At 44.0% G+C, this 26,764-nt stretch carries 22 protein-coding genes and 1 other RNA gene; 4 read left to right on the top strand and 19 right to left on the bottom strand.

Annotated features, from left to right (window positions below; translation table 11 throughout):
* Positions 1-6: 6 nt before the first annotated feature.
* The 3 genes from B4240_RS11510 to B4240_RS11500 all read right to left on the bottom strand — a co-directional run bounded on the left by B4240_RS11510 (position 7) and on the right by B4240_RS11500 (position 2,476).
* A complete protein-coding gene (locus tag B4240_RS11510) occupies positions 7-321 on the bottom strand; it encodes a hypothetical protein (protein WP_296239343.1) in 315 nt (104 codons plus the stop codon).
* Between the two features lies 1 nt (position 322).
* Positions 323-913, bottom strand: a complete 591-nt coding sequence (locus tag B4240_RS11505) for a DUF1543 domain-containing protein (protein ID WP_296239341.1) — start codon at positions 911-913, stop codon at positions 323-325.
* Positions 914-1,054: 141 nt separating this feature from the next.
* A complete protein-coding gene (locus B4240_RS11500) occupies positions 1,055-2,476 on the bottom strand; it encodes an SLC13 family permease (RefSeq protein ID WP_296239339.1) in 1,422 nt (473 codons plus the stop codon).
* Between the two features lie 501 nt (positions 2,477-2,977).
* Between B4240_RS11500 and B4240_RS11495 the strand changes: the two genes are divergently transcribed.
* On the top strand, positions 2,978-3,139 hold the full coding sequence (locus tag B4240_RS11495; RefSeq protein ID WP_296239337.1) for a hypothetical protein: 162 nt from the start codon (positions 2,978-2,980) through the stop codon (positions 3,137-3,139).
* A 93-nt stretch (positions 3,140-3,232) separates the two neighbouring features.
* On the opposite strand, the gene B4240_RS11490 is transcribed toward B4240_RS11495, so the two are convergent.
* Positions 3,233-3,931 (bottom strand): YoaK family protein, encoded by a 699-nt coding sequence (locus B4240_RS11490; RefSeq protein ID WP_296239335.1) that lies wholly within the window; start codon positions 3,929-3,931, stop codon positions 3,233-3,235.
* A 123-nt stretch (positions 3,932-4,054) separates the two neighbouring features.
* The gene (locus B4240_RS11485; RefSeq protein WP_296239333.1) at positions 4,055-4,861 is read right to left on the bottom strand and encodes an enoyl-ACP reductase FabI; all 807 of its coding nucleotides are present in this window, start codon (positions 4,859-4,861) and stop codon (positions 4,055-4,057) included.
* A 382-nt stretch (positions 4,862-5,243) separates the two neighbouring features.
* Between B4240_RS11485 and folE the strand changes: the two genes are divergently transcribed.
* Positions 5,244-5,840: a GTP cyclohydrolase I FolE gene (gene folE / locus B4240_RS11480; protein WP_296239331.1), complete on the top strand. Its 597-nt coding sequence runs from the start codon at positions 5,244-5,246 to the stop codon at positions 5,838-5,840.
* A gap of 88 nt (positions 5,841-5,928) precedes the next feature.
* On the opposite strand, the gene B4240_RS11475 is transcribed toward folE, so the two are convergent.
* The 12 genes from B4240_RS11475 to ffs form a co-directional block, all read right to left on the bottom strand.
* Positions 5,929-7,242, bottom strand: coding sequence for an iron-containing alcohol dehydrogenase (locus B4240_RS11475; RefSeq protein WP_349679093.1), 1,314 nt, complete (start codon positions 7,240-7,242; stop codon positions 5,929-5,931).
* Positions 7,243-7,430: 188 nt separating this feature from the next.
* Entirely contained in the window at positions 7,431-8,645 is a 1,215-nt protein-coding gene (locus B4240_RS11470) for a low temperature requirement protein A (protein WP_296239327.1), read from the bottom strand.
* 78 nt (positions 8,646-8,723) lie between these two features.
* Positions 8,724-10,406, bottom strand: coding sequence for an ABC transporter ATP-binding protein (locus B4240_RS11465; protein ID WP_296239325.1), 1,683 nt, complete (start codon positions 10,404-10,406; stop codon positions 8,724-8,726).
* A 1-nt stretch (position 10,407) separates the two neighbouring features.
* Positions 10,408-11,490: an ABC transporter permease gene (locus tag B4240_RS11460; protein WP_296239323.1), complete on the bottom strand. Its 1,083-nt coding sequence runs from the start codon at positions 11,488-11,490 to the stop codon at positions 10,408-10,410.
* Positions 11,490-12,560 (bottom strand): microcin C ABC transporter permease YejB, encoded by a 1,071-nt coding sequence (locus B4240_RS11455; protein ID WP_296239320.1) that lies wholly within the window; start codon positions 12,558-12,560, stop codon positions 11,490-11,492. Before B4240_RS11455 ends, B4240_RS11460 begins: the two co-directional genes overlap by 1 nt.
* 42 nt (positions 12,561-12,602) lie before the next feature.
* Complete coding sequence (gloB, locus tag B4240_RS11450; protein ID WP_296239318.1) at positions 12,603-13,382, bottom strand: hydroxyacylglutathione hydrolase; 780 nt, start codon at positions 13,380-13,382, stop codon at positions 12,603-12,605.
* Positions 13,383-13,523: 141 nt separating this feature from the next.
* Complete coding sequence (locus B4240_RS11445) at positions 13,524-15,356, bottom strand: extracellular solute-binding protein (protein ID WP_296239366.1); 1,833 nt, start codon at positions 15,354-15,356, stop codon at positions 13,524-13,526.
* Between the two features lie 269 nt (positions 15,357-15,625).
* A complete protein-coding gene (gene serC / locus B4240_RS11440; RefSeq protein WP_296239317.1) occupies positions 15,626-16,735 on the bottom strand; it encodes a 3-phosphoserine/phosphohydroxythreonine transaminase in 1,110 nt (369 codons plus the stop codon).
* A gap of 128 nt (positions 16,736-16,863) precedes the next feature.
* Positions 16,864-17,682 carry a hypothetical protein gene (locus B4240_RS11435; protein ID WP_296239316.1) on the bottom strand — a complete coding sequence of 273 codons (819 nt, stop codon included), beginning with the start codon at positions 17,680-17,682 and terminating at the stop codon, positions 16,864-16,866.
* A 62-nt stretch (positions 17,683-17,744) separates the two neighbouring features.
* Positions 17,745-20,729: a M48 family metalloprotease gene (locus B4240_RS11430; protein ID WP_296239314.1), complete on the bottom strand. Its 2,985-nt coding sequence runs from the start codon at positions 20,727-20,729 to the stop codon at positions 17,745-17,747.
* Positions 20,730-20,779: 50 nt separating this feature from the next.
* Positions 20,780-21,376 (bottom strand): LemA family protein, encoded by a 597-nt coding sequence (locus B4240_RS11425; protein WP_296239312.1) that lies wholly within the window; start codon positions 21,374-21,376, stop codon positions 20,780-20,782.
* Between the two features lie 208 nt (positions 21,377-21,584).
* Positions 21,585-21,681: signal recognition particle sRNA small type (ffs, locus tag B4240_RS11420), an RNA gene on the bottom strand.
* Positions 21,682-21,977: 296 nt separating this feature from the next.
* Here ffs and B4240_RS11415 point away from each other — a divergent pair.
* Positions 21,978-22,694: an SIMPL domain-containing protein gene (locus tag B4240_RS11415; RefSeq protein ID WP_296239310.1), complete on the top strand. Its 717-nt coding sequence runs from the start codon at positions 21,978-21,980 to the stop codon at positions 22,692-22,694.
* A gap of 131 nt (positions 22,695-22,825) precedes the next feature.
* Here the strand turns inward: B4240_RS11415 and B4240_RS11410 are convergent, their stop codons facing one another.
* Both B4240_RS11410 and glnA read right to left on the bottom strand, forming a co-directional pair.
* Positions 22,826-23,665 carry a DUF4124 domain-containing protein gene (locus B4240_RS11410; protein ID WP_296239308.1) on the bottom strand — a complete coding sequence of 280 codons (840 nt, stop codon included), beginning with the start codon at positions 23,663-23,665 and terminating at the stop codon, positions 22,826-22,828.
* Between the two features lie 338 nt (positions 23,666-24,003).
* Positions 24,004-25,413 (bottom strand): type I glutamate--ammonia ligase, encoded by a 1,410-nt coding sequence (gene glnA, locus B4240_RS11405; RefSeq protein WP_296239307.1) that lies wholly within the window; start codon positions 25,411-25,413, stop codon positions 24,004-24,006.
* A 615-nt stretch (positions 25,414-26,028) separates the two neighbouring features.
* On the opposite strand from glnA, the gene B4240_RS11400 reads away from it, so the two are divergent.
* Positions 26,029-26,652, top strand: a complete 624-nt coding sequence (locus B4240_RS11400) for an anthranilate synthase component II (RefSeq protein WP_296239306.1) — start codon at positions 26,029-26,031, stop codon at positions 26,650-26,652.
* The last annotated feature ends 112 nt before the right edge of the window (positions 26,653-26,764 follow it).

The raw sequence follows: 26,764 nt of genomic DNA, 5'->3' as shown, positions 1-26,764 counted from the left end.
AATTCATTAATTACTGGTATAAATGGGCTGCCTGCTAGTCGCAGCTCCCGTAAAAAAGGTATGGAGCTTTTGCAGTGGCAGCATAGGAAAAGGCAGGTGCAACGAAAGTAACAATCTTTCAAACGCGACCACCTCATCAGCTAACGCCTGCGCGACATCAGGCTGAATCTGTGGATTTTCATAAAGGTTATCAATTAACCACGTCAATTGCGGAAAATTGGTATTATTGTGAACCTGATAAAGCGTGGTCAATAGCTCATCAGATATCTGGCTGCGCGTTTTGCGAATGATGCCGTTTTTATAGTACATATTTAAAGCCATATTATGCTAATTTCCTTAAATTCTTGATACTCAGATAACCAACGTACTCTTTATCATCAGCCTGTACAAGCTCATGACGATCATTACTAATCGGCTCAATGAGTAGCCGAACATTTGAGATAAGGTCATTGACGTTGTATATATCATCGATATCTACTTCAAACTTATCATCAATATGCGAGGCGGCATTAAAAGGCGACTCTTTATCCTTATAAGTAAAGGCTTTATAAAATTCGCTCTGCTTTGCTTGCTTAATAGCGTCCGCTTGAGTAGCAGCAACGATAAGCAGTTTGTAATGAAACTCCTCAAAACTGCCACGTTGATAACCACCTAAATTGATAAAGAACAGTTTTAAATCGTTGGCACTCTCTGTTTGGTTACTTAATTCGACCAATTTAATCGCATAATTATCAACTTTGCTAATCGCTCGATACGAGTCAATGTGCCATTTATTTTTGACCTCAGGCCAGTGCTGATTGATATCGTCTATCAGCTCGCTGACTTGGTTGGCCACGCCAAAAAACATATCGTGCTGCTCAATTAAACGACCTTTTGGGCGACCACCAAGTTGCACCATAAACAGTGTTAGCATTTTACCCAGTCCTTATCTGATCCATTCTATAAAGCTCATCCTTAAGCTTTAGTTATACAGTCATTGCAAATAAAAAGGAAATAAAAAACCCGATATTTAATAAACATCGGGTTTTTCTGGACTAACAAGTTATGGCTTAGGCTATATTAAGAAAAAATACGCCCACAGCCCGACCACAAGGGTGGCGATAATATTAAGAATGACACCCGTACGAACCATCTCGTTCTGCTTAATCAGCCCCGTACCAAAGACAATCGCATTTGGCGGCGTCGCAACTGGTAGCATAAAGGCACAGGATGCACCAATACCGATAATCAACACCAGCACTTCATGCGGCAATCCCATTTGCTCAGCAATAGCAGCAAACACGGGAACCAATAGAGCAGCAGAAGCCGTATTAGAAGCAAACTCTGTCAAGAAAATAATAAATGCCGATACCGCAATCATCACCACGATAAGCGGTGCAGCAGACAGCGCATTGGCCACCGTCTCACCCAGTACCAAAGACGCGCCCGAAACTTTCAAAATCGTTGATAAGGCAATACCGCCACCAAACAGCATGAGCACGCCCCAGTCGGTGTTATCAGATACCTGCTTCCATGAAACCAAGCCCAAACTGACCACAGCAGCAGCGGCGGATAAGGCAATAACGGCATCGGTATCTGTGATATCCAATACTGCACCGATTTTCTTAGAGAATATCCAGCTAAGTGCGGTGATGATGAAGACAATAATCGTCACTATGCGCGGTTTATTCCACGCGATAGGATCGTCATCAATGAGCGTAATTTTACGATTTAGATTTGGCTTTAGGTACACATACATGGCACCCAATAATAAAGGCAGTAGCACCAGCATCATCGGTATGCCAAACTTCATCCAATCTACAAAAGCAATATCAAGCGCCTTTGCCGCGATGGCGTTTGGCGGTGAACCAACGATGGTGCCAAGGCCACCAAGACTTGCCGAATAAGCAATACCCAGTAGTACAAACACAAAAGTGCCACGGTCTTTTTCACGGTTAACTTGGGTTAAAATACCGAGCGCCAATGGCAACATCATCGCCGCGGTCGCCGTATTCGATATCCACATCGACAAAAATGCCGTTACGCCAAATATCAAAAACACTGCCGTACTTAGCTTGCCGCCTGACATCGATAAAATCTTTAGGGCAATTTTTTTGTCCAATTGCTGCACATGCAATGCCGCCGCCAACGCAAAACCACCAAAGAATAAATAAATGGTCGGATTGGCAAAGCTTTGTAAGCCAATCTCTGCATCAAATTCTGGAATGCCAATTAGCGCCCCAACGACGACGACCAAAAGCGCGGTAATCGTCACGTGTAACGCCTCTGTTAGCCACAGCGCACCGATAAAAAACAGCATCGCAAGGCCTTTGTTGGCATTGATATCGAATGGCAAGACGTTATAGATAATCATACTGATAATCGCTGCAATAGCGACAACGACCAACCCTTTGCCCGTACCCTTTGGAAAGGTATCGGTAAATAAATACTCATTGCCATCGTCAGGAAGATGGCTGTCTAGTTTTTTCTCTGACATAAAATGTCCCTATTTCCTCAAAGACAGTGTAAAAGATACTAAAGCAAAGACGTATGTTTATGTTAGCGATTGGCAACTATTTAACCGACAACCGCAAAAATACGTCTTCATCATAGCGGATATATAAAAAAACGAATGCAAAAAAAACTGTTCTTAAAATTGGTGTGAAATAACGTCATTAGAATTTAATAAATGTTCTTTAGGCCATGCATTTTAGATATAGCCCATACCAATTAAAACGCAAACAATGGACGGAAACGATAGACAAAAACAACGCTGGTCGAAGATTAACGCATCAATATTATTAAGCCGTAACCCTCGTGATATGCGGTTACACATCGTCACCAAATAAGTCCATATTATACCTGTACAACCCTATGACGCTATCCCATACTAAATAAGTTAATATAAAACCAAATATCAATAAACTTGCTCTATTTTTAACAATTGTACTTTTAAGAATTTCTATCGAAAATTGCTAAAAACAAACAGGAGTATCTTATGCCAAATACCAATAAAACCGACTCAACCACCAAAATGGCGCCAAAAGACATCAATCAAGATGGCTTGGACAAGGAAGATCAGCAGCGTACTGATGATTCGGCGTTGGACATGATGCAAGGCCTGCACGAACATGAAGATCATGAAGAAGACGATAGATAATCTGGCTTTATCATTGTCACTAAAATCATTAAGCTTGTTTAAACAATATCATTAAGCTTACTTAAACGATAAAATTAAAACAAAAAGCGCGCATCAAAGAGATGGGCGCTTTTTTTGTCTAGGCTGTCTTTTCTCTGGTAGGCGATCTGACATATAGTTATAAAAAAAGGCTGCACTTAAAACAATGCTAATGGGCACAAATAACGCGCCATAACCAACTTTGGCATATAAAAACGCGCCGACTGTACTACCCCCGCAAAAGCAATACCAAATAATCGCTTGAAAACCCAATGTCGGCTTACTGATACGACGACCAGCCAGCCAATTACCGATGGCAGCGCCCATGTCAGAGGTCAGGCCAGTCAGATGCGTGGTGCGAATAACCGCGCCGCTATAGGTAGCAACCATCGCATTTTGCAAACCGCACGCCATTGCCGCCGCCAATTGTCCTAAATAATCATGCTGCTGATATAACCAGTAGCTAATCAATAACAACGCCGCTTCAATATAAAGCGCACTGCCATAACGCCGGCCCAGTTTTAATGAGCGTTGCCCAATGACAAAACCGCTTAATATTGCCCCTGCCAAAAACGATAGCAACAACGCGCCAATATATAAAATACTGCGGCCGTCCAAGTGAGCAATCGCGGCTGAAAACAAGCTGACGTTGCCCGTCACGTGCGAGACAGACAAATTGGTAAAGCCCATCAATGCCGCCGTATTGACGCAGCCAGCACTAAATGCCAGCACAGCGCCGCCCCACAATATCCATTTTGGTAATCTGGTTATCATATTCGCCGCCCAATGGCCTAGCACCAAAAAAGCCCCTATTATAACTAAAAAAGACAGCCAATTGGCTGCCTTCCGACCTGCTTAAAGCACATTATCTAGCATTGGCAGTATAATGAGTAGCTGTTATTTTGTCTCATCAAGCATCATTAACTGCTCGCTGATGGCGACGGTATTAAAACCTGCATCCACAAACATAATCTCGCCAGTAATACCAGATGCCCACGGTGACAGCAAGAAAAGCGCGGCATTACCGACTTCGGTTTGGGTAATATTACGCTGTAGCGGGGCGATTTTTTCACTGATGTCGAGCATTTTACGGAACGATTTAATGCCACTTGCCGCAAGGGTACGAATAGGACCAGCAGAAATGGCATTGACACGAATACCTTCGCCGCCCATCGAGGTAGCAAGGTAGCGCACACTGGCCTCAAGGCTGGCTTTTGCCATACCCATGACATTGTAATTTGGCAATACCGAGATGCTCCCTTCATAAGTCAAGGTCAGCATAGAACCGTGACGCATGGCTAACAGCTCGCGCGCTGCTTTTGCCAATGCGACAAAGCTGTAGCTTGAGATATCATGGGCAATCTGGCTGCCTTCACGGGTCGTGGCCTTAACAAAATCGCCGTCTAGCTGATCCATCGGCGCAAAACCAATCGCATGGACAACGCCATCAATGCCATCGCCCCAGTGCGCGGTCACTTGCTCAAAGCACGCAGCAATTGACTCATCGGACGCCACGTCACACTCAAGCACTAGGTCAGCTTCAAAAGCTTCTGCGGCCATATCGACACGTTTTTTAATTTTATCATTGGGATACGTCAAAATTAACGACGCGCCTTCGCGGTGCAGCGCTTCAGCGATTGCCCAAGCGATAGAGAGTTTGCTGGCGATGCCGGTGACGACAAAGCGTTGTCCTTGTAGTAGCATAATATTTCCTTGTTGAACGATTAAACTATTGAAACTCATTAAAATGAGCCAATATAAGAGAGCGCAAGTAAAGATATAAAGTGGCTTTATTATACACGAATCAATTTAAGTAAACAGTCGTAAACTATAACTCTCTTTGCCAATCGCTCACCTTTACTGTTTATATTTGTGCGCGTAACCCTTCAGATAACCAGCATTTGAGTGACGGTTTTTGCAGATAGCTGATAGGGATTGTCCATAACGGTATGAAGTTGAGTGCTTTTCAAGTATAATCACAACCCTTCCCAGCTTGCACAATCTTTATAAAGTCCTTTACAACGCTTATTTGTAAACGAGGATTTAGCGTTAAGCTACACCCACATTTTGGATGGCTGCCAAACTTATGAGCAATACCCCAACAATTACATCAGATTATCAAGAAAGTATCGAATCTTATCGTCAGCTAATCATCTCAACTGGCGAAGATTTACAGCGTCCCGGCTTAGAAGAAACCCCGATGCGCGCAGCAAAAGCGTTTGCGCACTTGACTGAAGGTTATCATCAAAGCTTGGAGGAAGTCGTCAACGACGCGGTATTCCCATCGACCAATCGTGAATTGGTGTTGGTGCAAAACATTGAATTTTATTCATTATGTGAGCATCATATGTTGCCGTTTCATGGCATCGCGCACATTGGTTATTTGCCAAATGGACAAGTATTAGGGCTGTCAAAATTCGCCCGTATCGTCGATATGTTTGCCCGTCGTTTGCAAATTCAAGAGAATTTAAGCGAACAAGTGGCACAAGCCATTATGGATGTGACAGGTTGCCGCGGTGTGGCGGTAGTCATGGATGCAGCGCATATGTGTATGATGATGCGCGGTGTCAGCAAGCAGCATTCGACCACGCGCAGCACAGCGATGCTCGGCGAATATGTACACGACAATCAAGCGCGTAATGAATTTTTAGATGCCGTGCCAAAACGCCGCCCTGCATTTTAAGTGGGTTGTTTAAAATCATAAAAAAAGCATATTACTGATAAGGTAATATGCTTTTTTGTTTTTAGAGGTTATTCACTGGCTTTTAAGGTTAAGCAACTTTATCATTTTCAGCATCACGACTGGCATGCTCATCACTGGCTTGCTTAATCTTTGTTAAGATAGCCTTAATCTCAGAGGCTGACAAATAGGTCGGCACCGCATAGGTATCACTGACTTCTTTTGCTGCTGCTTTGGCAATATCATCAAAATCACTGCTTTGCATGTCTTTAATCGTCGGATCGATATTTAAAGTGGCAATCAGGTCGCATACTTGCGCGATGAGATGGTCTGCAATGTCGCTATCGCTATTGCCAGCTTGGCCATCCTTTACCATACCCGTTCTACGAGCCAGCGCCGCTAAGCGTTTTTTGCTGCCTTTACGGTTGACGTCAAGAACATAAGGCAGCACGATGGCATTGGCGCGGCCATGAGGAATACTGTAGTGCGCGCCCAATTGGTGAGCGATGGCATGAACGTAGCCCAAACCCGCCTTATTAAAGGCGATACCGCCGTAATGAGCGGCAATGCCCATCTCTTCACGGGCTTTAAGATTGCCGCCATCTTTATAAACCAGCGGTAGGTTTTGCATGACAGATTTAACCGCAGAGGCAGCATAATAATCTGTCTCAACGCTAGCATTGGCGCTCATCCACGCTTCTAGAGCATGGGTTAACACATCGATACCCGTGTCCGCTGTGATATGCGCTGGCATACCTTTCATAATGACAGGGTCGATAGCAGCGGCTAATGGCACCATTCTTGGGTCGATAGATAGGGCTTTTTGATGGGTCTTGTCATCTGACACCACCGCGCCCAAGGTCGCTTCTGAGCCCGTGCCAGCCGTGGTAGGAATACAATAAAGTGGCACCGAAGGCTTTCTGGCTTTTAAGATACCCATAAGCTGTTTTGGCTTGCAGTTATTGCCTTGTGACATCGCAATCATCTTAGCAGCATCAATGACCGAGCCGCCGCCTATCGCAATAATCGAATCGCATTTAGCGTCAACAGATTTACGCAGCCCTTCTTCGACGACTTTAAACGTAGGATCTGGGGTAATGCCATCATAGACTTTGTAGCTAATATTCTTTTTATCGAGATAATCAGTGACTTTGGCAGGGACACCAAGCTTGTTTAACACCGCATCGGTAACAATAAACACGTTGGTATTGCCTTCATTGATGAGCATGTCGCACAAATCTTCACACGAGCTCTCGCCGACAAATAACATCGGCCGTCTGATAGGCACAACGTAAGCGAAGGCTTTTAACACTTTGGCGCGTGTCTTGGCAACGGCCAAATAACCGGCCTGCTGTAATGGGTTATTGCTTACTAATTTAGAAATAATATTTTTTTTCATGGGCATAAAAATCCTTTTTAATGGTGCTAATACTAGCAGTAACGACAACTTTAAACAGCGAAGCATAGCCGCTGTTAAAGTAAAAACTGACCTACAACGTCAGTATCTGCCTAGAGCAAACTACTGTCTAAAGTTATTGTACCACCGCCATTTTTAAGATGTCGCGATTATTATGAACTGCTATGTACTGCCTATCAGCGCGCTTCTTTGACCAGCCACTGCTTATTATCTTGCCCAAAATACCAAATCATCACCACAGGCGCCAAGATACTTAGCCAGATACCATAGGTAATTGGCAGTCCTTGTACGACCGCCATATAGCTTAGCCCGACGATGGTCAAGGCGACGAGTACGGCGATAATATTATGTCTTGATTTATGGCACGTTAACTCGCGCAGTATCGTAAGCGTCAGTAAAAAAACGCTTAACATACCCATCAACATGCCCATTGCATAAGGTTGGGAGATAATTTGATAGCCAGGAGCGCTGGTGTCGGCGGCGACAGCTTCTGTGACCAAATTTAGCATACTGCCTAGCCCGGCGATTGAGGCAAAGATAAAAAAGTGACCATAGCCAAATAAAAATAAACCATGGCGGCGGCGCTCTTTATTTAAAATGGTAGCGAAAGGGACGATAAAATACAGCCACCATAAAGAAAAAACCAAAGCAACCAAGCTTGAACCCAAAAACATAATAGAGCTGGCGGCTGAGGCAGAATTGACCAAAAAGTACTGAATGCTATTACTGACGCCAACCACGCCCTCACCCAAGACAATGATGGTCAAAAGCCCGTAACGCTCGGCAATGTGTCCGGGGTGCCAATTATTAAACTGCTCTGAGCGCGCCCACATCGGCATAATAAGCTCAGCTAGGATAAATAAAAACAAAGCTGGCCTTTGTAGAGAGGCAGGTAAAAACAGCCAACTTATCCAAAAGACCTGCAAGCTTAACAAACCAAATATACTGCGACCAGCAACCTTTTGGTGACCCGGTACTTGGCGATAGACGCGCCACCACTGACTACAACTCGCCAGCCGCATAATGGCATAGCCAGTAACGCCAATCCATGTCAGGCCTTGCTCATAAAACTGATGAATGTTGGCTGCTATCATGAGCGAACCAAACATCTGAAACATCACCGATAAGCGATAAAACCAGTCATCAGGATCGTAGCCTGACGCAAACCAAGTAAAGCTGGTCCATGCATTCCAAAGAATAAAAAATGCAATGATAAAGGTCAAAAAACCTGAAAGGTCATGCTCACTCAAACGATTATAAAAACCATTGGCAGCGGCGGCGACAGCAATGACATACACCAAGTCAAATAGTAGCTCGAGCGTGGTTGAGGGACGATTTGGCTCGCTGGTATCTCGGGCTTGGATAGGTTTTATGCTGAGCCTGCCAATCATGTAAGGTGTTCCAATTTTCTAAAATTAAGCTGGTTAAGGTGGGTAGTTAAGATAGTTGTGTAGCTTTTAATACTTAGGCTAAATTACACTTGCTTGTAATAACTGCCTGGCATATGGATGCTGTGGATTATTAAACACAGCTTCGCTACGCCCAGACTCAATACACATGCCATCTTTTATCACCATCATATGCTGACATAAGGCGCGGACTACTTTTAAGTCATGGCTGATAAACACATAGCTGATTTGCAGTTTTTGCTGAATTTCCCGTAGCAAATTAACCACGGTAACCTGCGTGGTGCTATCTAGCGCAGACGTTGGCTCATCTAATATCAACAGACTTGGCTGCATAATCAGGGCGCGCGCAAGCGCGACCCGCTGACGTTGACCACCTGATAATTCATGCGGATAACGCTGCGCAAACTCTAATGGCAAATGCACGGTCGCCAAACTCTCCATCACCGCTTGCTGGCGTGCTGGTTTATTGACGCCTTGTACCAACAAGCCTTCTTCCACAATTTGCATGACTGTCATGCGCGGATTGATACTGGCAAAGGGATCTTGAAACACCATCTGAATTTGCGCGCGCAAGGTACGTAGCTCCCGTTTGGACAATGCCGTAATGTCTTGCCCATTGACTATTATCTGACCATTGACACGTGCTTGATTGCTAAGTAATTGACTTAAGGCAAGGGCAATCGTCGTTTTTCCAGAGCCTGATTCACCAACGATACCTAATGCCTGCCCTTTTTGCAGGCTCATATCCAAGTCTTTTACCGCATTAAACCAACATTTGGTGGCACCAAACAGGCTTTTTTCTATCGGGAACTGCACTTGTAGGTTATTTACTTGCAATACAACTGGTTGCTGATTGTGCTCGTCATTGAAGCTTAGCGCTTGGCCGAAATCTTGCCGGATAAGCGTACGCGTATAGTCTGCTTTAGGCTGATTAAATACAGCTGCGGTTTGCCCTTGCTCAATCGTTTGCCCTTGGCGCATGACGATGACGTCGTCACTGTAGCGTCTGACTAAATTTAAATCATGACTGATTAATATCATCGCCATATGGTGCTGACGCTTGAGAGTATCTAATAGATCTAAAATTTCGTGCTGGAGGGTGACATCAAGCGCGGTGGTTGGTTCATCAGCAATTAAGATATCAGGCTGCTGCGCGAGTGCCATGGCAATCATTACCCGCTGGCGTTGACCGCCTGATAACTCATGTGGATAGCGATTTAATTTATCAGCAGGGTCAGTAATATTGACATCGTCTAACAAGGCGATACTCTTTTCGCGCCATTGCTTTTTAGGTACAGCGCTTAAATGCAGGGATTCAGCAATTTGTTTGCCAACCGTATGCAGAGGATTAAGCGCGGTCATCGGCTCTTGAAACACCATGCCGATGCGCTGACCGCGAATGAGGCGCAATGCAGCATTACGCTTTTTATTATTGATTATCGGTAGGTTATCCATACCCGCCGAGCTTGCTAGTTTTACTTCACCTGCAACGGTCAAACTGTCTGGTAACAAACCCAATAGCGCAAGACTGGCAATCGACTTGCCAGAGCCTGACTCACCAACAATAGCCAGTGTTTGGCCTTGCCGCAGCTCATAAGATAGCTCATCGACTAAAGTGACGCCCGCGTTAGTAACGATGCTCAGCTTATCCACTATTAGCATAGGCTCATTTTGGCTATTGCTATCATTATGATTTAAATAGGTGTTTTGCTCAGGAGCAGTTGTCATATTATCAGTTGTCATCTTAGAAGCGCCTCGGATCAAAGGCATCACGTAGCGCTTCGCCAACAAAGATAAGCAATGACAAAATAAAAGTTAAGCTAAAAAATCCCGATAGCGCAAGCCATGGGGCATCAAGGTTATTTTTTCCTTGTACCATCAGCTCACCCAGCGACGGCGACCCAGGCGGCAGGCCATAACCCAAGAAATCTAGGGCCGTCAAAGCAATAATATTAGCCGTTAAAATAAATGGTAGCTGCGATAAGCTTGATGCCAATGCATTGGGCAAAATATGCCTGAGCATGATTTGACTGTCTGACACGCCAAGATTACGCGCCGCACGGACATAATCAAAGTTACGCGCGCGCAAAAACTCTGCCCGCACCAAACCGACCAAACCCATCCAGCCAAATAACAGCATCATGGCAAACAGCATAAAGATACTAGGGCTAAACAAACTGACCAAAATAATAATCATAAACAGCTGCGGCATCCCGCCCCACACTTCCATAAAGCGCTGCCCCGCCAAATCTACCCAGCCACCATAATAACCTTGTATCGCGCCGACGATAATGCCAATCAGTGCGCCCGCGAGCGTTAAGGCAATACCGAACAATAATGATACCCGCAGCCCATAAAGTATCCGTGCTAGCACATCGCGGCCTAAATCGTCGGTACCAAGCCAATTTTGACTATTGGGCGCCGCAGGATACGGAATCCCTAGCTCAACGTTTGGCGTCTGGTCAGCAAATGGTATGGGCGGCATAATATAAAAGCCCTGCTCATTAATCAGCGCTTGCACCGCAGGGTCTTTGTAATTGGCTTCGGTCTCAAACACCCCGCCAAATGTCGTTTCGGGATAGGCTTTTAGGACGGGGAAATAATAATCGCCTTGATACTGCACCAGTAGCGGCTTGTCATTGGCAATCACATTGGCTGCCATACAAATGACAAATATCAGCGTAAAAATAACTAGCGATATCACACCAAGACGATTTCGGCGAAAACGCTTTAGGCGTGCCTGCCAAATAGGATTTAGGCGACGTTTTTTTTCTCGGGCAATAGAAGATGCGCTTGGGGGCGCTGAAGATAATGGATGACTTGACATTAGCGCCCCTCAAAATCAATACGCGGATCAATCAAGTGATAGCTTAAATCACTAATAAGCTGTAATAACAGTCCGACCAAAGTAAAGATAAATAGCGTACCAAATATCACTGGATAATCACGCTGCTGGATGGCTTCGAAACCTAACAACCCCAAACCATCAAGTTTAAAGATAATCTCAATAAGAAAGTTGCCAGCAAAGAAAATTCCCACGATAGCGGCTGGGATACCGGCGATAATAATGAGCATGGCATTACGAAAGACATGACCGTATAACACTTGCCGCTCGCTCAAGCCTTTTACGCGCGCGGTAAGCACGTATTGCTTACCAAGCTCCTCTAAAAAGCTAAACTTGGTCAAATAAGTCAAGCCTGCAAAACCGCCAACGGTACTAGCTAAGAGCGGCAATGCCAAATGCCAAAAGTAATCTTTCACTTTACCAAGGGTGCTTAATTGATCAAAATTTTCAGAGGTCAATCCTTGTAGCGGAAAGATATTCCAGTAGCTGCCACCGGCAAAGAACACCAAGAGTATGACAGCAAATACAAAAACTGGTATCGCATGGCCGATAGCCAGCAGCATGGCAGTGGCTTTATCAATCCCTGAACCATGATGCATGGCCTTATAGACGCCAAGCGGAATGGCGATCAGATAAATCAGCAGCGTACTCCAAAGCCCAAGCGAGATGGATACGGGCAACTTTTCGATAATTAAATCCGTGACCGATTGACCTTTAAAAAACGACTCACCAAAATCAAGCCTGGCATAATTTTTTAGCATGAGCCAAAAGCGCTCAGGTGCCGATTTATCAAAGCCGTATTGCGCATTAATCGCCGCTACCATTTCCTCTGATAAGCCGCGCGTGCCTTGATAAGTACTATTATTACCACCTGCACTGCCCGCGCCGATGTTGCCGCCGAGTGCATTATTTTTTGCGCCCTGCTCGATAAGCGCCAACTGCTGCTCAACAGGGCCACCCGGCGCCGCTTGTACAATCACAAAGTTCGCCAGTAATATCAAAAATAGCGTCGGTAATATCAGCAGCAACCTTTTTAAGATATAACGACCCATAATGGCGGCTTCCTACAACAAAGAAATATGGCAACTTAACATTTAGAAATTATTTTTCAGCTCACGTAGCGCAGCAAATATCGTTAACGATTTTTCATCATCGATAGCCATTTTAGACTTTACGCCTGCGATTACACTCGGCTCTTGCGTGCGTAAAAACACATTGACCGCGCGCTCATGTTCTAAAGTAACCGGTAATGTGGGGATACCTTGAGCGGTTTTTTCTTCCGCTTGCACAAGGGCGTGCTGCATTGCTTCATTGGCAGGCTCAATAGATAAACCAAAGCGTAGGTTGCTAGCGGTATATTCGTGCGCAGGATACAGCAGCGCTTCAGCAGGCAAGCCATTTAAACGCTTAAAGCTGTCATGCAATTGCTCAATCGTACCGGTAAAGACGCGCCCGCAGCCTGCGCTAAATAAGGTGTCACCGCAAAAGCAATGCTTTTGCCCATCGATGTCTAAGACATACGCCACATGACTTGCCGTGTGGCCTGAGACATCCCACACTTGCGCAGCGCAGCCCCACGCACTGACCGTATTACCGTCTTTTATGGTCTGATCTTCTTCGACATTGTGTTCCGTATGCGCAACCAAATGGGTCATTGGATAAGATTCTTGCAGCTCTGCGACGCCCCCAATATGATCATGGTGGTGATGCGTGGTCCAAATCGAGGTTAGCTCTAAGCCGTTTTCTTCTAAATAAGCAATAACTGGCTCGGCTTGACCCGGATCAATGACAATCGCCTGTTTATTATTTTCATTAATTAATGTCCAAATATAATTGTCATTAAATGCTTTAATCGGGTGAATACGAATACTCATATTAAATCCTTACCAGTAGTTATCTTTATGGCTAATGCTTTGCATTGAATCTTAAAATTTTTGATTTTTTGAATCTTAGGCTTTTATAAAACTTTGAAAATGCGCCCTATTTTATTGACTGTTTTAAAAGGTGATTTTGAGCTATTGCTTTAAATACTGATTAACCAGGGCTTCTGCTTCTTTATCCACCCACCAATAATCAATCCCAATAGCGTTGGTCGGCAGTTTTTCAGTATGACGATATTGATTCCAGTAGGCAACATTGGTGCTAGATTTTCCGTATAAAGGGACTAAATAATGTCCTGCCCGTAGCAGGCGATCAAGTACGTGGGTATATAATATAATCTCATCGCGACTCTTGGCGTCGCCCAGCTTTTTAATAACACCGTCAATCGCAGGATTTTTAATACCGGCTGTATTATGATTACCTGCTTCATCAGCGGCAGCACTGCCCCAAAAGCCCACTTGCTCCGCACCAGGCGATAGACTTTGGGCGAAGACATCGACCACCATATCATAGTCAAAACGGCGCACACGTTCGTAATATTGCGGCCCATCGACTTGGCGTAAGCTCGCATCAAAGCCCAAACGCTTTAGATTACGAATATAAGGCAACAATACACGGCCCATGGTCTCGCCCGTCATCAAAATCTCAATCTGGGCGGGCTTGCCGTTAGGCTGATACAACTTCATATCATCATAATAAAAACCAGCATCCAGCAGTAACTGCCGTGCCTTTAATAACGCTTTCCGATTAAAGCCATTACCATCGCTGACTGGCAATTGCCATTCATCTAATACCGCTTGCCGCTGAAGTGGTTCAAGCTTGGATAATAAAGGCTTGAGCACCTGCATCTCAGCAGCAGATGGCGTACCAGTGGCAGCAAGCTCTGAGCCATGAAAGAAGCTTTGTAAGCGCTCATACTGCCCATGAAACAAGGTTTTATTCATCCATTCAAAATCATAGGCTGCCGTCAATGCTTGGCGGACGCGAATATCTTGAAAAATGGGCCGACGCATATTCATCACCAAACCCTGCATCGGTACGGGGTTTTCACTGCTGATGGTTTCTTTTTTTATCAAACCAGCTTTGACGGCGGGAAAATTATAACCGGTTGCCCAGTTAGAGGCTTTGTTCTCGGGGCGAAAGCGATATTGCCCAGATTTAAAACCCTCAAAAGCAATCTCGTCACTTTGATAATAAACAAACTTAATCCTATCAAAGTTATAACGACCGCGATTGACCATCAAATCCCGACCCCAGTAATTGGGATCGCGCACATAGCTGACCGCGCGCCCTGCATCGACGCGGCCAAGTTTATAAGGACCACTGCCCATAAGCGGCGTCAAGGTTATTTTCTCAAAATCCTTATCGATGGACGACTTAGCAAAAATAGGAAACTGCCCGACCGTTAATAAAATCTCCTTATTGTCATCAGACTTAAAGACAAACTTTACGCGCTGTTTGTCGATAATCTCGATGTCTTTAATATCGCCCAAATAACTGCGGATATACATCGGTCCTTTATTTAATATCGCGTCATAAGTGGCTTTGACATCATGACTGGTGACGGACGAGCCGTCCCAAAAGCGCGCAGCAGGATTAACATGGTAAATAATCCAACTGGTATCATCAGGGTCATACGTGACTTTATCAGCCAGCTGCGGATACATGGTAAAGGCCTCATTGAGTGAGCCCGTCATCAAGGTATCATAAAGATAATCGGTGCCAACCATCGCTACGCCTGTGGTCATCCATTTATTGGCCGCATTAAAAGTGCCGCGCGCATCCAGTGAAAGCGTGCCACCTTTGGGCGCTTTTGGATTGGCATAGGGCATGTATGGCACGTCAATATACTCAGTGGTACTATTATGCCCAAGCGCAGTCGTGGTGATTGGCGCGGCGATACTAGCAGGTATCAGGCTGATAGCAGTGGCAAGCAAGACGGCCCTTAGTATGGTATTTTTTAGCATCATGACTGTATAACAACCCTCATAACGACCCTCTACTCTAAACCAACTTGGATAAAAATGCGCGACTGGCTGCAAAGACTGGCTGCAAAATAGACGATTCACAAAATTTTATCATAACAAACTTAGATTTTTTAACCTAATGCTTTGCAGGGTTAAGGTGGCTACATAACGCATATGCCCCTTAAAAAAATGCTAATAGGCATAAAAAAAGACGCAGCTTATAAAGCTGCGTCTTTTGTTTTAAAACTTGTACTAGGGCGTGTTCTAACTTAAGCGTACTTTTTTTCAAAGGCAATCATAAAGTCAACCAACTGCTGTACCCATTCTAGCGGCACCGCATTATAAATGCTGGCGCGCATACCGCCGACATCGCGGTGACCTTTTAGATTCATGAGGCCTGCCGCTTCCGACTCTTCTAAAAACACTTTATCAAGACTGCTGTCTGCCAAGGTAAACGGCACATTCATGATAGAGCGATATTTGGGGTCAACTGGATTGTTATAAAAGCTGCTGTCATCAATCGTTTTATAGAGTAAAGCCGCTTTTTGCTGATTGATTTTAGCGATAGCAGCAACGCCGCCCTGCTCTTCTAACCACTCAAATACCAGTCCTGCTAAGTACCAAGAATACGTTGCTGGCGTGTTTGACATGGATTCTTTTTCCGCTTGATGTTCATAGTTCATCAGTAGTGGGCACCACTCACTTGCCTGCCCTAATAAATCTTCACGGATAATGACAATGATTAGTCCTGCTGGCCCGATGTTTTTTTGCGCACCGGCATAAATCATGCCAAATTTAGAGACGTCAATTGGCTGTGACAAAATGCAAGAGGACATATCGGCGATAATTGGCGCATCGACTTGTGGCGGCTCAAATATTTGCAAACCATGAATGGTCTCATTAGCGCAGTAATGGAAATACGCCGCATCTTTACTTAGGTTCCAGTCGCTTTCATCTGGCACGTCGGTAAAGTTACTGTCTTTACCCGATGCCACCACATTGACCTCGCCCAAACCCAGTTTGGCATAGCGCTGGGCTTCTTTAACCGCTTTACCAGACCAAGTACCTGTTGTTAAATAATCTGCGCGGCCACCATTTAACAGATTTAATGGAATCGCTGAAAACTGTAAGCTAGCACCACCTTGTAAAAACAGCACTTTATAGTTATCTGGAATGCTCATTAGCGAGCGCAACTTGGCTTCTGCTTTTTCGGTAATCGCGACGTACTCTTTACTACGGTGGCTCACCTCCATGACCGACATACCGCGGCCCTGCCAATCAAGCAACTCTTCTTGAGCGCGTGCTAAGACGGCGGTCGGTATGGTGGCAGGTCCCGCTGAAAAATTGGGTACACGGTTAGGCGCGGCTTTAGTGGTCATAATCAATATCCTAAATATGATGAAATCATCGTGGTTATTAAGGGTTAAAGGTTAAAGATGAGTGTTATCGTTATTTTTTATTCCCTGTCGTAGTAGTCGTAATAATAGTAAGTGGCAAGCCTTTAATTTTACTTTGATAACTGCTGCCAAAGCTGGCGTTTAAGGCTACTATCTTTAAGCATCTCATCAAGTGTCGGCACCGTGATAAAGTTCGGATGCTCAAGGCCGTCTGGCAACGCCGTTAAAGCCGCCACTTTTATCTCTTCGCTACGACCAAGCTTAAAGATATAACCTGCAAGGCTGGCATTGGCAAGCTCAGCCGTATCCATACCTTCACAGATAGGAAATGAGGTCGTCTCACAGCTGATAGATAGCGCTTGAGTGATATTCTGCCACAGTTTTTGGCTGTCATTATTGAGCGCTTGGATATCAACCAAAATCACCCAATCGCCATAGCGGCCACCTTGTAAATCGAATGGTGCTGCTTTTTTAATGCTTTTCTCTTCAAAGCTCGCAGCGTTACTTATGTTATCAATCGCAGTTTGCTGGACGACAGTATTTACAAGGGAGGTAACGGCGGGCTTAGAGGTGGCAGGGGCAGTCGAGTCAAAGCTATAGGTAACGGGGCTTTGTTGGTCAGGCTGATCTAAATCTGTCTCACTCGTATCATCGTAATAATGATTACTAGATTCATCATCTACCATACCTGACATGGCTTTACTGTCTGAAGATTCAATATTCGAAGATTCGATGCTTGGCTGTTCAACATTTGTAGAGATAAATTGTGTATCAATGTCAGTGTCATTATTAGCAGGCGCAGAAATATCTGTGATACTCAATGTCTCAGAGCTTGGCTGCACCCACTGATTGATACCCATCATCGCTAAAATCCGGCGCTGCTGCATACGATGCTGCATTACAATTAGCGGGTCTTGGATATCACTCATGCTTATTTACTATCCTACTTATCTAATATGGATTTACAGGCTTTTATTATCAATTAATCTGCTCAAAACAGCTGCCGAATATCTAACCAATGATTGGCAAGCTCGGTCAAGCAATCATACTCATCTTGGCTGACTATCGTATCGTGTAACATCACTGTATGCAACGTGCTCAGCCATTGCCGGTAATCATTGTAAACATAAAGCTGATTGGTAATCGCATTATAATCTATTTGAGCGTCGCCCTGTTGCCTCTGTCGATAATTATCATCACCTTTGACTTTAGAACCAGATGATTGACTGGCAGGCGCTATAAAAATGGGTACGGCTGCTATTAATGCTAATAATTGGACACTATTTAAACTTTGCGCGGTCAATGATAGCCATTGCAAATTTGCCTCACTAACGGCTGCTAAATCAATATCAAGCAAACGTGCATGACGGCGTAAATCTACAATATAATGAGCAACGCTAGCGCTATTATAGTTGAGCGCTGATATTATCTTCCCTTTGGCATCCTTTGATAAGCGATAAGCCAATAAAGTAAGAATGGTTTTTGCGGCAATATCAAGACCATCAAATACCTGTCCTGAAGGGTCAAGCTGAGCATAAATATCATCCGTGCCAGCGTGCAATACTTGCTGCCATTGATAGTATAAAGGGTATTGGCGATGAAGATGTGACCGCACCTGTTTATCGTTTAATACGGCAGATATTATGGGTAGTAATTGCTGTAGCTGTAGCGCTTGCCATAATGATAAAATCGATGGAAACCGAGAGTCGATTGTTCCTGAGTACGTTGATACTGGCTTATTTTTATCAATAGCATTATCTTCACTGACTATGTTATCAGCGAAATGTTGACTTAAATCAGCCGTAAGGGAGTTTTCAAACAGTTCGATGATACCCTTTTGATAGCGCATCAGCATAGTACGATACTTTTTTTGCTGCACATAATGCTGATGATCTTGATTACGATGACTGGCTTCATACTTTAAGCGCAACTCATCGATAGCGTTTTCTGATAAATCATGCTGGCGTAGTTGCTTTAGCGCCCATGCAATCAAAGCGCTGTCTAAGCGCCGATCAAGATTTGCCACTGCCGCTAATAATTTATGATCGAGTGTATGCGGTAAAATTTGCATGTTGCCGCTTGTATCATTTTTAGAATTAGAATCAGTTTCATCAGCAGAGGTTCCATCGTTAGCAAGCCCAAGCCAGATATCAGTTAAATCATAAGTCGCTGTTGTTGACAGCACACAACCCTGATGACAAAGTAGCATGGCTTCAATCAAAGCCTGCGCCCCTAGCGGGTGATAACTGTGATTGAGCACATACTGCGGTAGCGATACCTTTTGTATATCTTCGATACCAATCAAGGTATCTGATGGCAAATCACTATCAGGTTTAGCTCGCCACGGCTTAAGCAGCTGATGAGTACCAATATCTTGTGCTTGCACCTGCAAACGCCCATTAATAACAACATCTTCCTCTACAACAAATTCAAGCCCACTATCGCTCTGCAATTCATTATTTATCTCACTAGTAGAAAAGGTTGTGATTTCTTTTTCGATAGCATCTTCGTCAATAACATCATTGAATTTATTATTAATATTTTTATCAGCGAATTTATTTTTACTTAGGCTATTTGTTACTATCACGCCCCAATCACCCAAGCGGCGCTGTTCATAAATTTCTTTTATCTTTTGCTGATTGAGACGTTTTTCTTTAGCCACTTGCACGGCGAAATCATGATAAGCGTTGGCATTGATGGCACTCATACGCACAGTCAAGCTTGGATGCGTGGCAAGCCAAGAGACGTCACCCAAATCTGCCCCACTACTGGCAAAAAAGAAATGACTTAATCCATTGATATCGGCGATACCAGTTAGGCGCGAACCAAGCGCATCTTGATGAATGGCCTTTAAGGTTTCCATAATAGCCGGCGAACGTGTCAGCTGCACACTGGTCGCATCGGCAAGTAACTCGCGCTCACGATTAAAGCTGTGTTTAATCAGTTGCGCACTGGCCATACTAGAAAAACTCAATCCATGGATTAATAATGTCCAGATATTACGCGGCGCTTGACTATCAAACTTATTATTATGTTGTAGCCATCTTGACTGACTCTTAGCTGAAGATTGCTGGCTTTGCGACTGGTTTTGCCAGTAGGCGACCCATTCGCTATGAGTGGTAAAGTTGGCTGTCTGCGCTTCAGTGCTACGCGCATGGCTATCGATTGCTTTTTGCGGTAAAGGGTTGCTTTGATTGACCGCACTATTAATAAAAGAGCCATCAGAATAGTTTTGCTGACTGTTTTTATGACTGCTTTTATAACCAGCACCAAAATTATTAATAGAATCACTCCAGTCATAGAGTAATTGCAATCCTGCTAGCACCACCATTAGCTGTAAATTAAACGTCGCATCGCCATGTAAGATATGACCATACTCATGCCCTATTAGCCCGTATAGCGCCTCATCAGATAGCTTATCGAGTGCGCCTTGGGTGACGACGAGCACCATATCTTGGCTATGGCGACCCGCTACAAAACCATTAATGCCTTGTTCTTCAGGCAGCACATATAAAATTGGCATTCGCAAACCTGAAGCAATGGCTAGCTGCTGGGCAATCTCATAATAACGCCGATAAACAGGCGGGAAATCCCGCTCATCACGCACGGCAATTTGGCGGGCACTAAAGCGAACTTTTGATACAGGCTGATGCTGATGGGCAACTCCTTGGCTATGCTCCCAAGCGTCTTGGCTTTGGTCGATAAACAAGCGCACCGCGCCCACACGTTGAGCAATTGCCCGACCACCTGCTTTTAAGCGCCTATACTCTAAAAAACTACCAACGACAAAGCTACCGATTGTCCAGACAGCAACCAGTATTAATACCCAATGATAAATGCCACCGGTAAATAGCGTGAGCAGTAGCGCCATAACACTAAGTGCCACCGCAATATGGGCAAAAACAATTAGAAAAAATAACCCATAAAGCAACAAGCTGCGCTGAGTACGGCTACGTTGTGCACCAAAAAAATCCATCTATGTATTTTACCTAACTATAACTAACTGCATTTAATATGATACAAATATCAGCCCATATCGACGACAGGTGCTTGAGCAATGAGTTTTCTATCTTCAAATACCAATGGGCTAAGTGGACGAAAGCCAAAGGTTGTGCTGACAAGATTATTGGGAAACACTTCGCGATCATTGTTATAAAACATCACGCTGTCGTTATAATGCTGACGGGCAAAGCCTATGCGGTTTTCGGTGTTGGTGAGCTCATCCATCAGCTCTTTAATCATACTATCCGCTTTTAACTCAGGATAAGCTTCTACGACCGCTGAAAATTGCCCCAAGGCTTTTGACAACATATCCTCTGCTTTGGCAAACAACGCCATATGTTCAAGGGAGTCTGGCTGATGCTTAGTAGAATCTTGTAAGCTTTGGGCATGATTACGCGCATTAATCACACGGGTCAGCGTTTCTTCTTCATGGCTCAGATAACGCTTGGCGGTTTCGACCAAATTTGGAATCAGGTCATGACGGCGCTTTAGCTGCACATCGATTTGTGCAAAGCCATTTTTTGCTTGGTTGCGGGCACGTACCAGCTTATTAAATACTGACACCCCAAACACCACAATCAATACCACCACTGCAATGAATAGCCAAACGAACATTTTCATTATCAGACTCCAAAAGGTTTTTTGTTCACAATATTGTTATTAAAGGTTACTACATTGTATTTTAACCCATACATTTTGTTTGAAGGCGAAAATCAGACGAAATGCAGGCGAAAAAAAAGCCCTTTATAATGAAGGACTTATTATTAGGATTGACTCATTTAAAACGACATAGCAGGACTATCGGCAAATTTTAAGCAAAAAAAAGCGACTCCATCAGCACATCCTCGGCACACATTGAATCTACTACCGTTGCTACCTTCCGGTCCTGGCGGGATTCATAGAACAATGTTGCGAGGCTACCAATGGAGCCACCAGCTGCAAATTATACAAGAATTTTTTATTATTACAACCCCAATCATCAAACTGTTTGCTTTATAGGTTAAATACTCACAAAACATGCTCTGATAAAGGGGCTTATAAGCCAATCTAAGCCGTCACTTTAATGACAAAATTCTCACAGCAATTTGTTGATTTTTTGCTATTTTATCAGAGCATGTTGACTAAAAATGACTACAAACCACGCTGCTATAAACATGTGCTTTATAACGTTATAACCCGCAAAGATTACGACCATTACTACTACATTTATTAGGAGATCACCATGAAAAAAGTTTTAATAAACAAAGCCGCACTTGCTGCAGGTACTGCTGCCTTATTGACTGCGATGATGGGCAGCGCTCATGCAGAACCAACAGGCTACGATCAGTTGACTTTTCAGACAGAAGTCAAAGAAGAAGTGCAAAACGATGAAGTTCGCGCCAGTATGTACAAAAAAGCGCAAGCGAGCAGTGCAAAAGCACTGGCCACTACGCTAAATACCTCTATCAATAACGCCATGAAAATCGCCAAACGCTACCCTAACGTGACGGTCAGTACCGGTCAGCAGCGCACCTACCCACGTTATGATAAAAATGACAAAATCATTGGCTGGACAGGGCAAGCCAGTATCGATTTAAAGAGCACAGACTTTGCCGCGACCAGCCAGCTGATTGCCGATTTGCAAGAAACCTTGGTGATGGAAAATCTAAGTTTTGGCGTATCTGATGCCAAAAAAGAGGCGCTTGAGCAAAAGCTTATGACCGATGCTTCTCGTGCCTTTCAGCAGCAAGCAAAAAACTTAACTCGTGCATGGGATGCACGTGGTTACCGCGTCGTCAATGTCAATCTAAATACGGGCAGCAACTACCCCCTTCCTATGTATAGCGCCATGAGTATGAAAGCGGAAGCTGCCGATGCATCAGTGCCGAGACAAAACTTTGAGTCAGGCAACAGCACCATTTCAGTGACAGCTAATGGCACGATTGAACTGACAAAATAAATGAATAGATAATGAGTTAAACAATAGTATTGTTGCTAACTTCTATCAATAAGGGCAAGCACTGCTTTCAGTGCTTGCCCTCATTTTATAGCTATCTTTTTATTATTAACACTTAATAAAGTGACTCAAAGTTACTGTTTTACTGGTTCTTCTAGCGTCATAGGTTTGTCAACTATGGGTCTATCAACTATGGGCTTGGTAAAGGATTGCATACTCGGCTGTTTGCCATCTTGACGCAGTTTTAACAATACTTTTTGATGCCAAGGTAGGCGCTGATACGCCAAAAGCTGCTCTGCTAACTTTTTATTTTTTTGCAAGGTTTGCGTATTTTGGATGACATAAACGGTACGCTCTACCTGTCTTAAAGCCTGCCCTTTTTTACTTTTTATCACGGCTTTGATGTTATGCGCACCCGGCAGTATATCAACGGTTGCAATCGAAGCGCTTAAACCCTGCGCCACCTCATTACCATCCAAATAAATGCTGACAGTATCGCCTACTTGCAGTGCAGGTTTTACTTGCAGCTTTACATCGATACTTTGTACCGGACGACGATACGCCCGCTCTTCGCTAGGCTCAGTTATCGTCAGCTGATAATTAATAGGTGCTTTATTAGCGGTTGAATCACTGTTGGCAGTAGCGCTAGGATTACTAGTCGCAGCTGACGGCGCTTGGGTGCTATTGACAGCCTGATCATTCGCGTTACTTGCTTGATTAGAACGGTTTGCACCAACACTATCGTTTCCAGTCGTGACACTGGTTTGGCTAATTTGCTTGCCTGCTTGCTGCTCATAATTCTGCGGACGGTCGGTAAAGGTAACTTGACCAGTCTTTTCATCGACGACTTTATAAATCGCAGCAGCATTTGCCATTGGTGCATAAAGACTGACGGCGCTAATCAGCAGCCCTGCTAATAAGCTTAGCGGCAATTCTTTATTTAAAAAAACAGTACTTTTTAATGATGAAATCATGGTCAGTTAGCCTAATAACGATTTATTATTAATACATAGATAAAACCATTATGCGATATTTTTACCATTAAATCAGCAATGACTTCACAGTAAATTTACCAATAAAACGTATACTTTGATTGACCACAAAAAAACCAGTTAAGATTTCCTTAACTGGTTTTTTTGCGTGCAAAAATTTAAGTTCTTAGCACTATAGTATGTTCAGTATAAAAGCGATACAGCGAAACTGGGATAAATTTTTTGCAGCCTCTGTCTGCGCAGGCACAGCAAGCAATAAAAATTTATAACAGTTTCGCGTCAAAATATTAGGTACCAGGATTATTTAGAGTTAACTGTAATTAGCAACTATAGTACATATCAAACTCAACAGGATGTACTGTAACGTTAAGGCGCTGTACTTCCTCTTGCTTCAGCGCAATGTAAGCTTCTAACATCTCTTTAGTAAACACATCACCTTTTAATAAAAACTCATGGTCATCTTTTAACGCTTGTAGCGCCACTTCTAAGTTTTCAGCAACCGTTGGAATGAGTGCTTCTTCTTCTGGCGGTAAGTCATATAAGTTTTTATCCGCGGCTTCACCTGGATGCATCTTGTTTTGAATACCGTCAAGACCTGCCATAAGTAATGCCGCAAACGCTAAGTATGGGTTAGCCGCTGGGTCAGGGAAACGTGCTTCAACACGCACCGCTTTTGGGCTACTCACATGCGGGATACGGATAGACGCTGAACGGTTAGACGCTGAATATGCCAATTTGATAGGCGCTTCATAATGCGGCACTAGGCGCTTATAGCTGTTGGTTGATGGATTGGTAATCGCATTTAATGCACGGGCATGTTTGATAATACCGCCGATAAAGTACAGCGCGGTTTCTGACAAGCCAGCATATTCATCACCTGAGAAGGTGTTGACGCCGTCTTTTGAGATAGAAATATGTACGTGCATACCCGAGCCATTATCACCAACGATAGGTTTTGGCATAAAGGTTGCAGTTTTACCAAACTGATGCGCGACGTTATGGACGGCATATTTTAGCTTTTGTACTTCATCCGCTTTACGAACCAAAGTATTAAAAGCCACGCCAATCTCTAATTGGTTTGGTGTCACTTCATGATGATGGACTTCGATGCAGCCTTCGCCAATCATATCTTCGATACGATCACACATCACCGCACGCATGTCTTGTGAGCTATCAACCGGCGGTACTGGCACGTAGCCGCCTTTAACGCGCGGGCGATGGCCCATGTTACCCCATGCATAGTCTTTATTGGTTGACCATGCCGCTTCTTCAGCAACGATTTCATGGCTGACGCCAGACATCTCAACAGACCACTTTACTTCATCAAAAACAAAGAACTCAGGCTCAGGACCAAAAAAAGCGGTGTCGCCGATGCCAGTAGATTTCAAGTATTCTTCAGCGCGGCGAGCGATAGAGCGTGGGTCACGATCGTAGCCTTGCAGCGTTGATGGCTCGATAATATCACAAGTCACAACCACGGTAACCGCATCAAAGAAAGGATCGATAAATGCCGTTTCTGGATCAGGACGCAAGATCATATCTGAGGCTTCGATACCTTTCCAACCCGCAATGGATGAGCCGTCAAACATTTTGCCATCTTCCATGACTTCCTCGTCGACGCTGTGCGCTGGGAACGTCATGTGTTGCTCTTTACCGCGGGTATCGGTAAAACGGAAATCGACCCATTTGGCGTTGGATGATTCGATAAGATCAAGTAGTTTATTCGACATGGATAGTTTCCCTTATGGTTAGCGTGGTACTGACAGTAGAACGTAGGATGAAAATTTTAGATAGAAATCTTTTTAAACGGCTGCTTTTTTTAAAGCTGAGCTGTTTTTTTAGCGTTAAGCTTTAAGTATTTTTATGAGCCAAATAAATGCAGGTGCTATTTTAGCAACATCTGGCTCATAATGCTGAACTCTTCAAATGCTTCTTGGTAAATAAACTTACATTGCTTTGACAGCGAACTACTTACACCGATGAGAGGTGCAACGGCTATGCCAACTCATCGGCCATCAATCATAGCGTTAAAATAATAAAAGCCTAAAAATAATTGTTATTTATAATAATTACAAATACTTATAAAGCGCATATTTTTATATTAAAAATAATTTGTATAGCAGTTGCCATGCCAAGCCAACCATCATGAACGGTTGGCATTGCAAATAATGCCTTATAAAGGTGCAACATTTTAAAAGTTCATCTTAGCAAACGCACCTTTATAGTGCACTATTACCATCGGCGTGCAGCAGCGCGACATTTGATAGATAGCAAAATAGTGTTAAGATAACGGCGGTTAACTTGCTAGCAAGTTAGAGAAGCGAAGATACTAAGTTGAACAAATAATGATTTTGATGATCGATAATTACGACAGCTTTACCTACAATATTGTACAGTACTTCGGCGAATTGCAGCAGGACATCAGCGTTTGGCACAACGATGACATCAGCATTGATGAGATTAAAGCCCTTGCGCCCGCTATGATTGTGATTGGCCCCGGTCCTTGCGACCCTGACCGCGCTGGTATCTCGCTAGAAGTCATTAAGACTTTTAAAGGTGTCATTCCGATACTAGGTATTTGCTTGGGTCATCAGGCGATTGGGCAAGCATTTGGCGGTAAAGTCGTCAAAGCAAATGAGGTCATGCACGGGCGTTTATCGGCTATTTATCATAATGGACAAGGAGCGTTTGTCAACTTGCCCAGCCCAGTAAGCTTTACCCGCTATCACTCGCTGGTGATTGATAAAGCAAGCTTACCAGACTGCCTTGAAATCAGTGCTTGGACGCAAAATGCTGATGGCAATATCGAAGAGATTATGGGCATCCGCCATCGCGAGTTTGCGATTGAAGGCGTTCAGTTCCATCCCGAGTCTATTTTAAGTGAAGCGGGTTATCAGCTGCTAAATAACTTTTTGCAAATGCATCAATTAGCAGTTGTGCCCTCGGATGAGCTGCCACAAGTAGGATAGCGGTTTTAATCAATGCGCTTTATTTAACCTAATCAATTTAAACGACAACTATAAAAGATAATAATAAGTGAGAATATTATGACCACTGCCGCTATGCAGGACGAAAAATCAG

Origin of the sequence: Psychrobacter sp. UBA5136, assembly GCF_002414005.1 — a bacterium.
GTDB lineage: Bacteria > Pseudomonadota > Gammaproteobacteria > Pseudomonadales > Moraxellaceae > Psychrobacter.
Note: the sequence above shows the minus strand (reverse complement) of the source record. Positions and strands in the feature narration are given on the sequence as shown.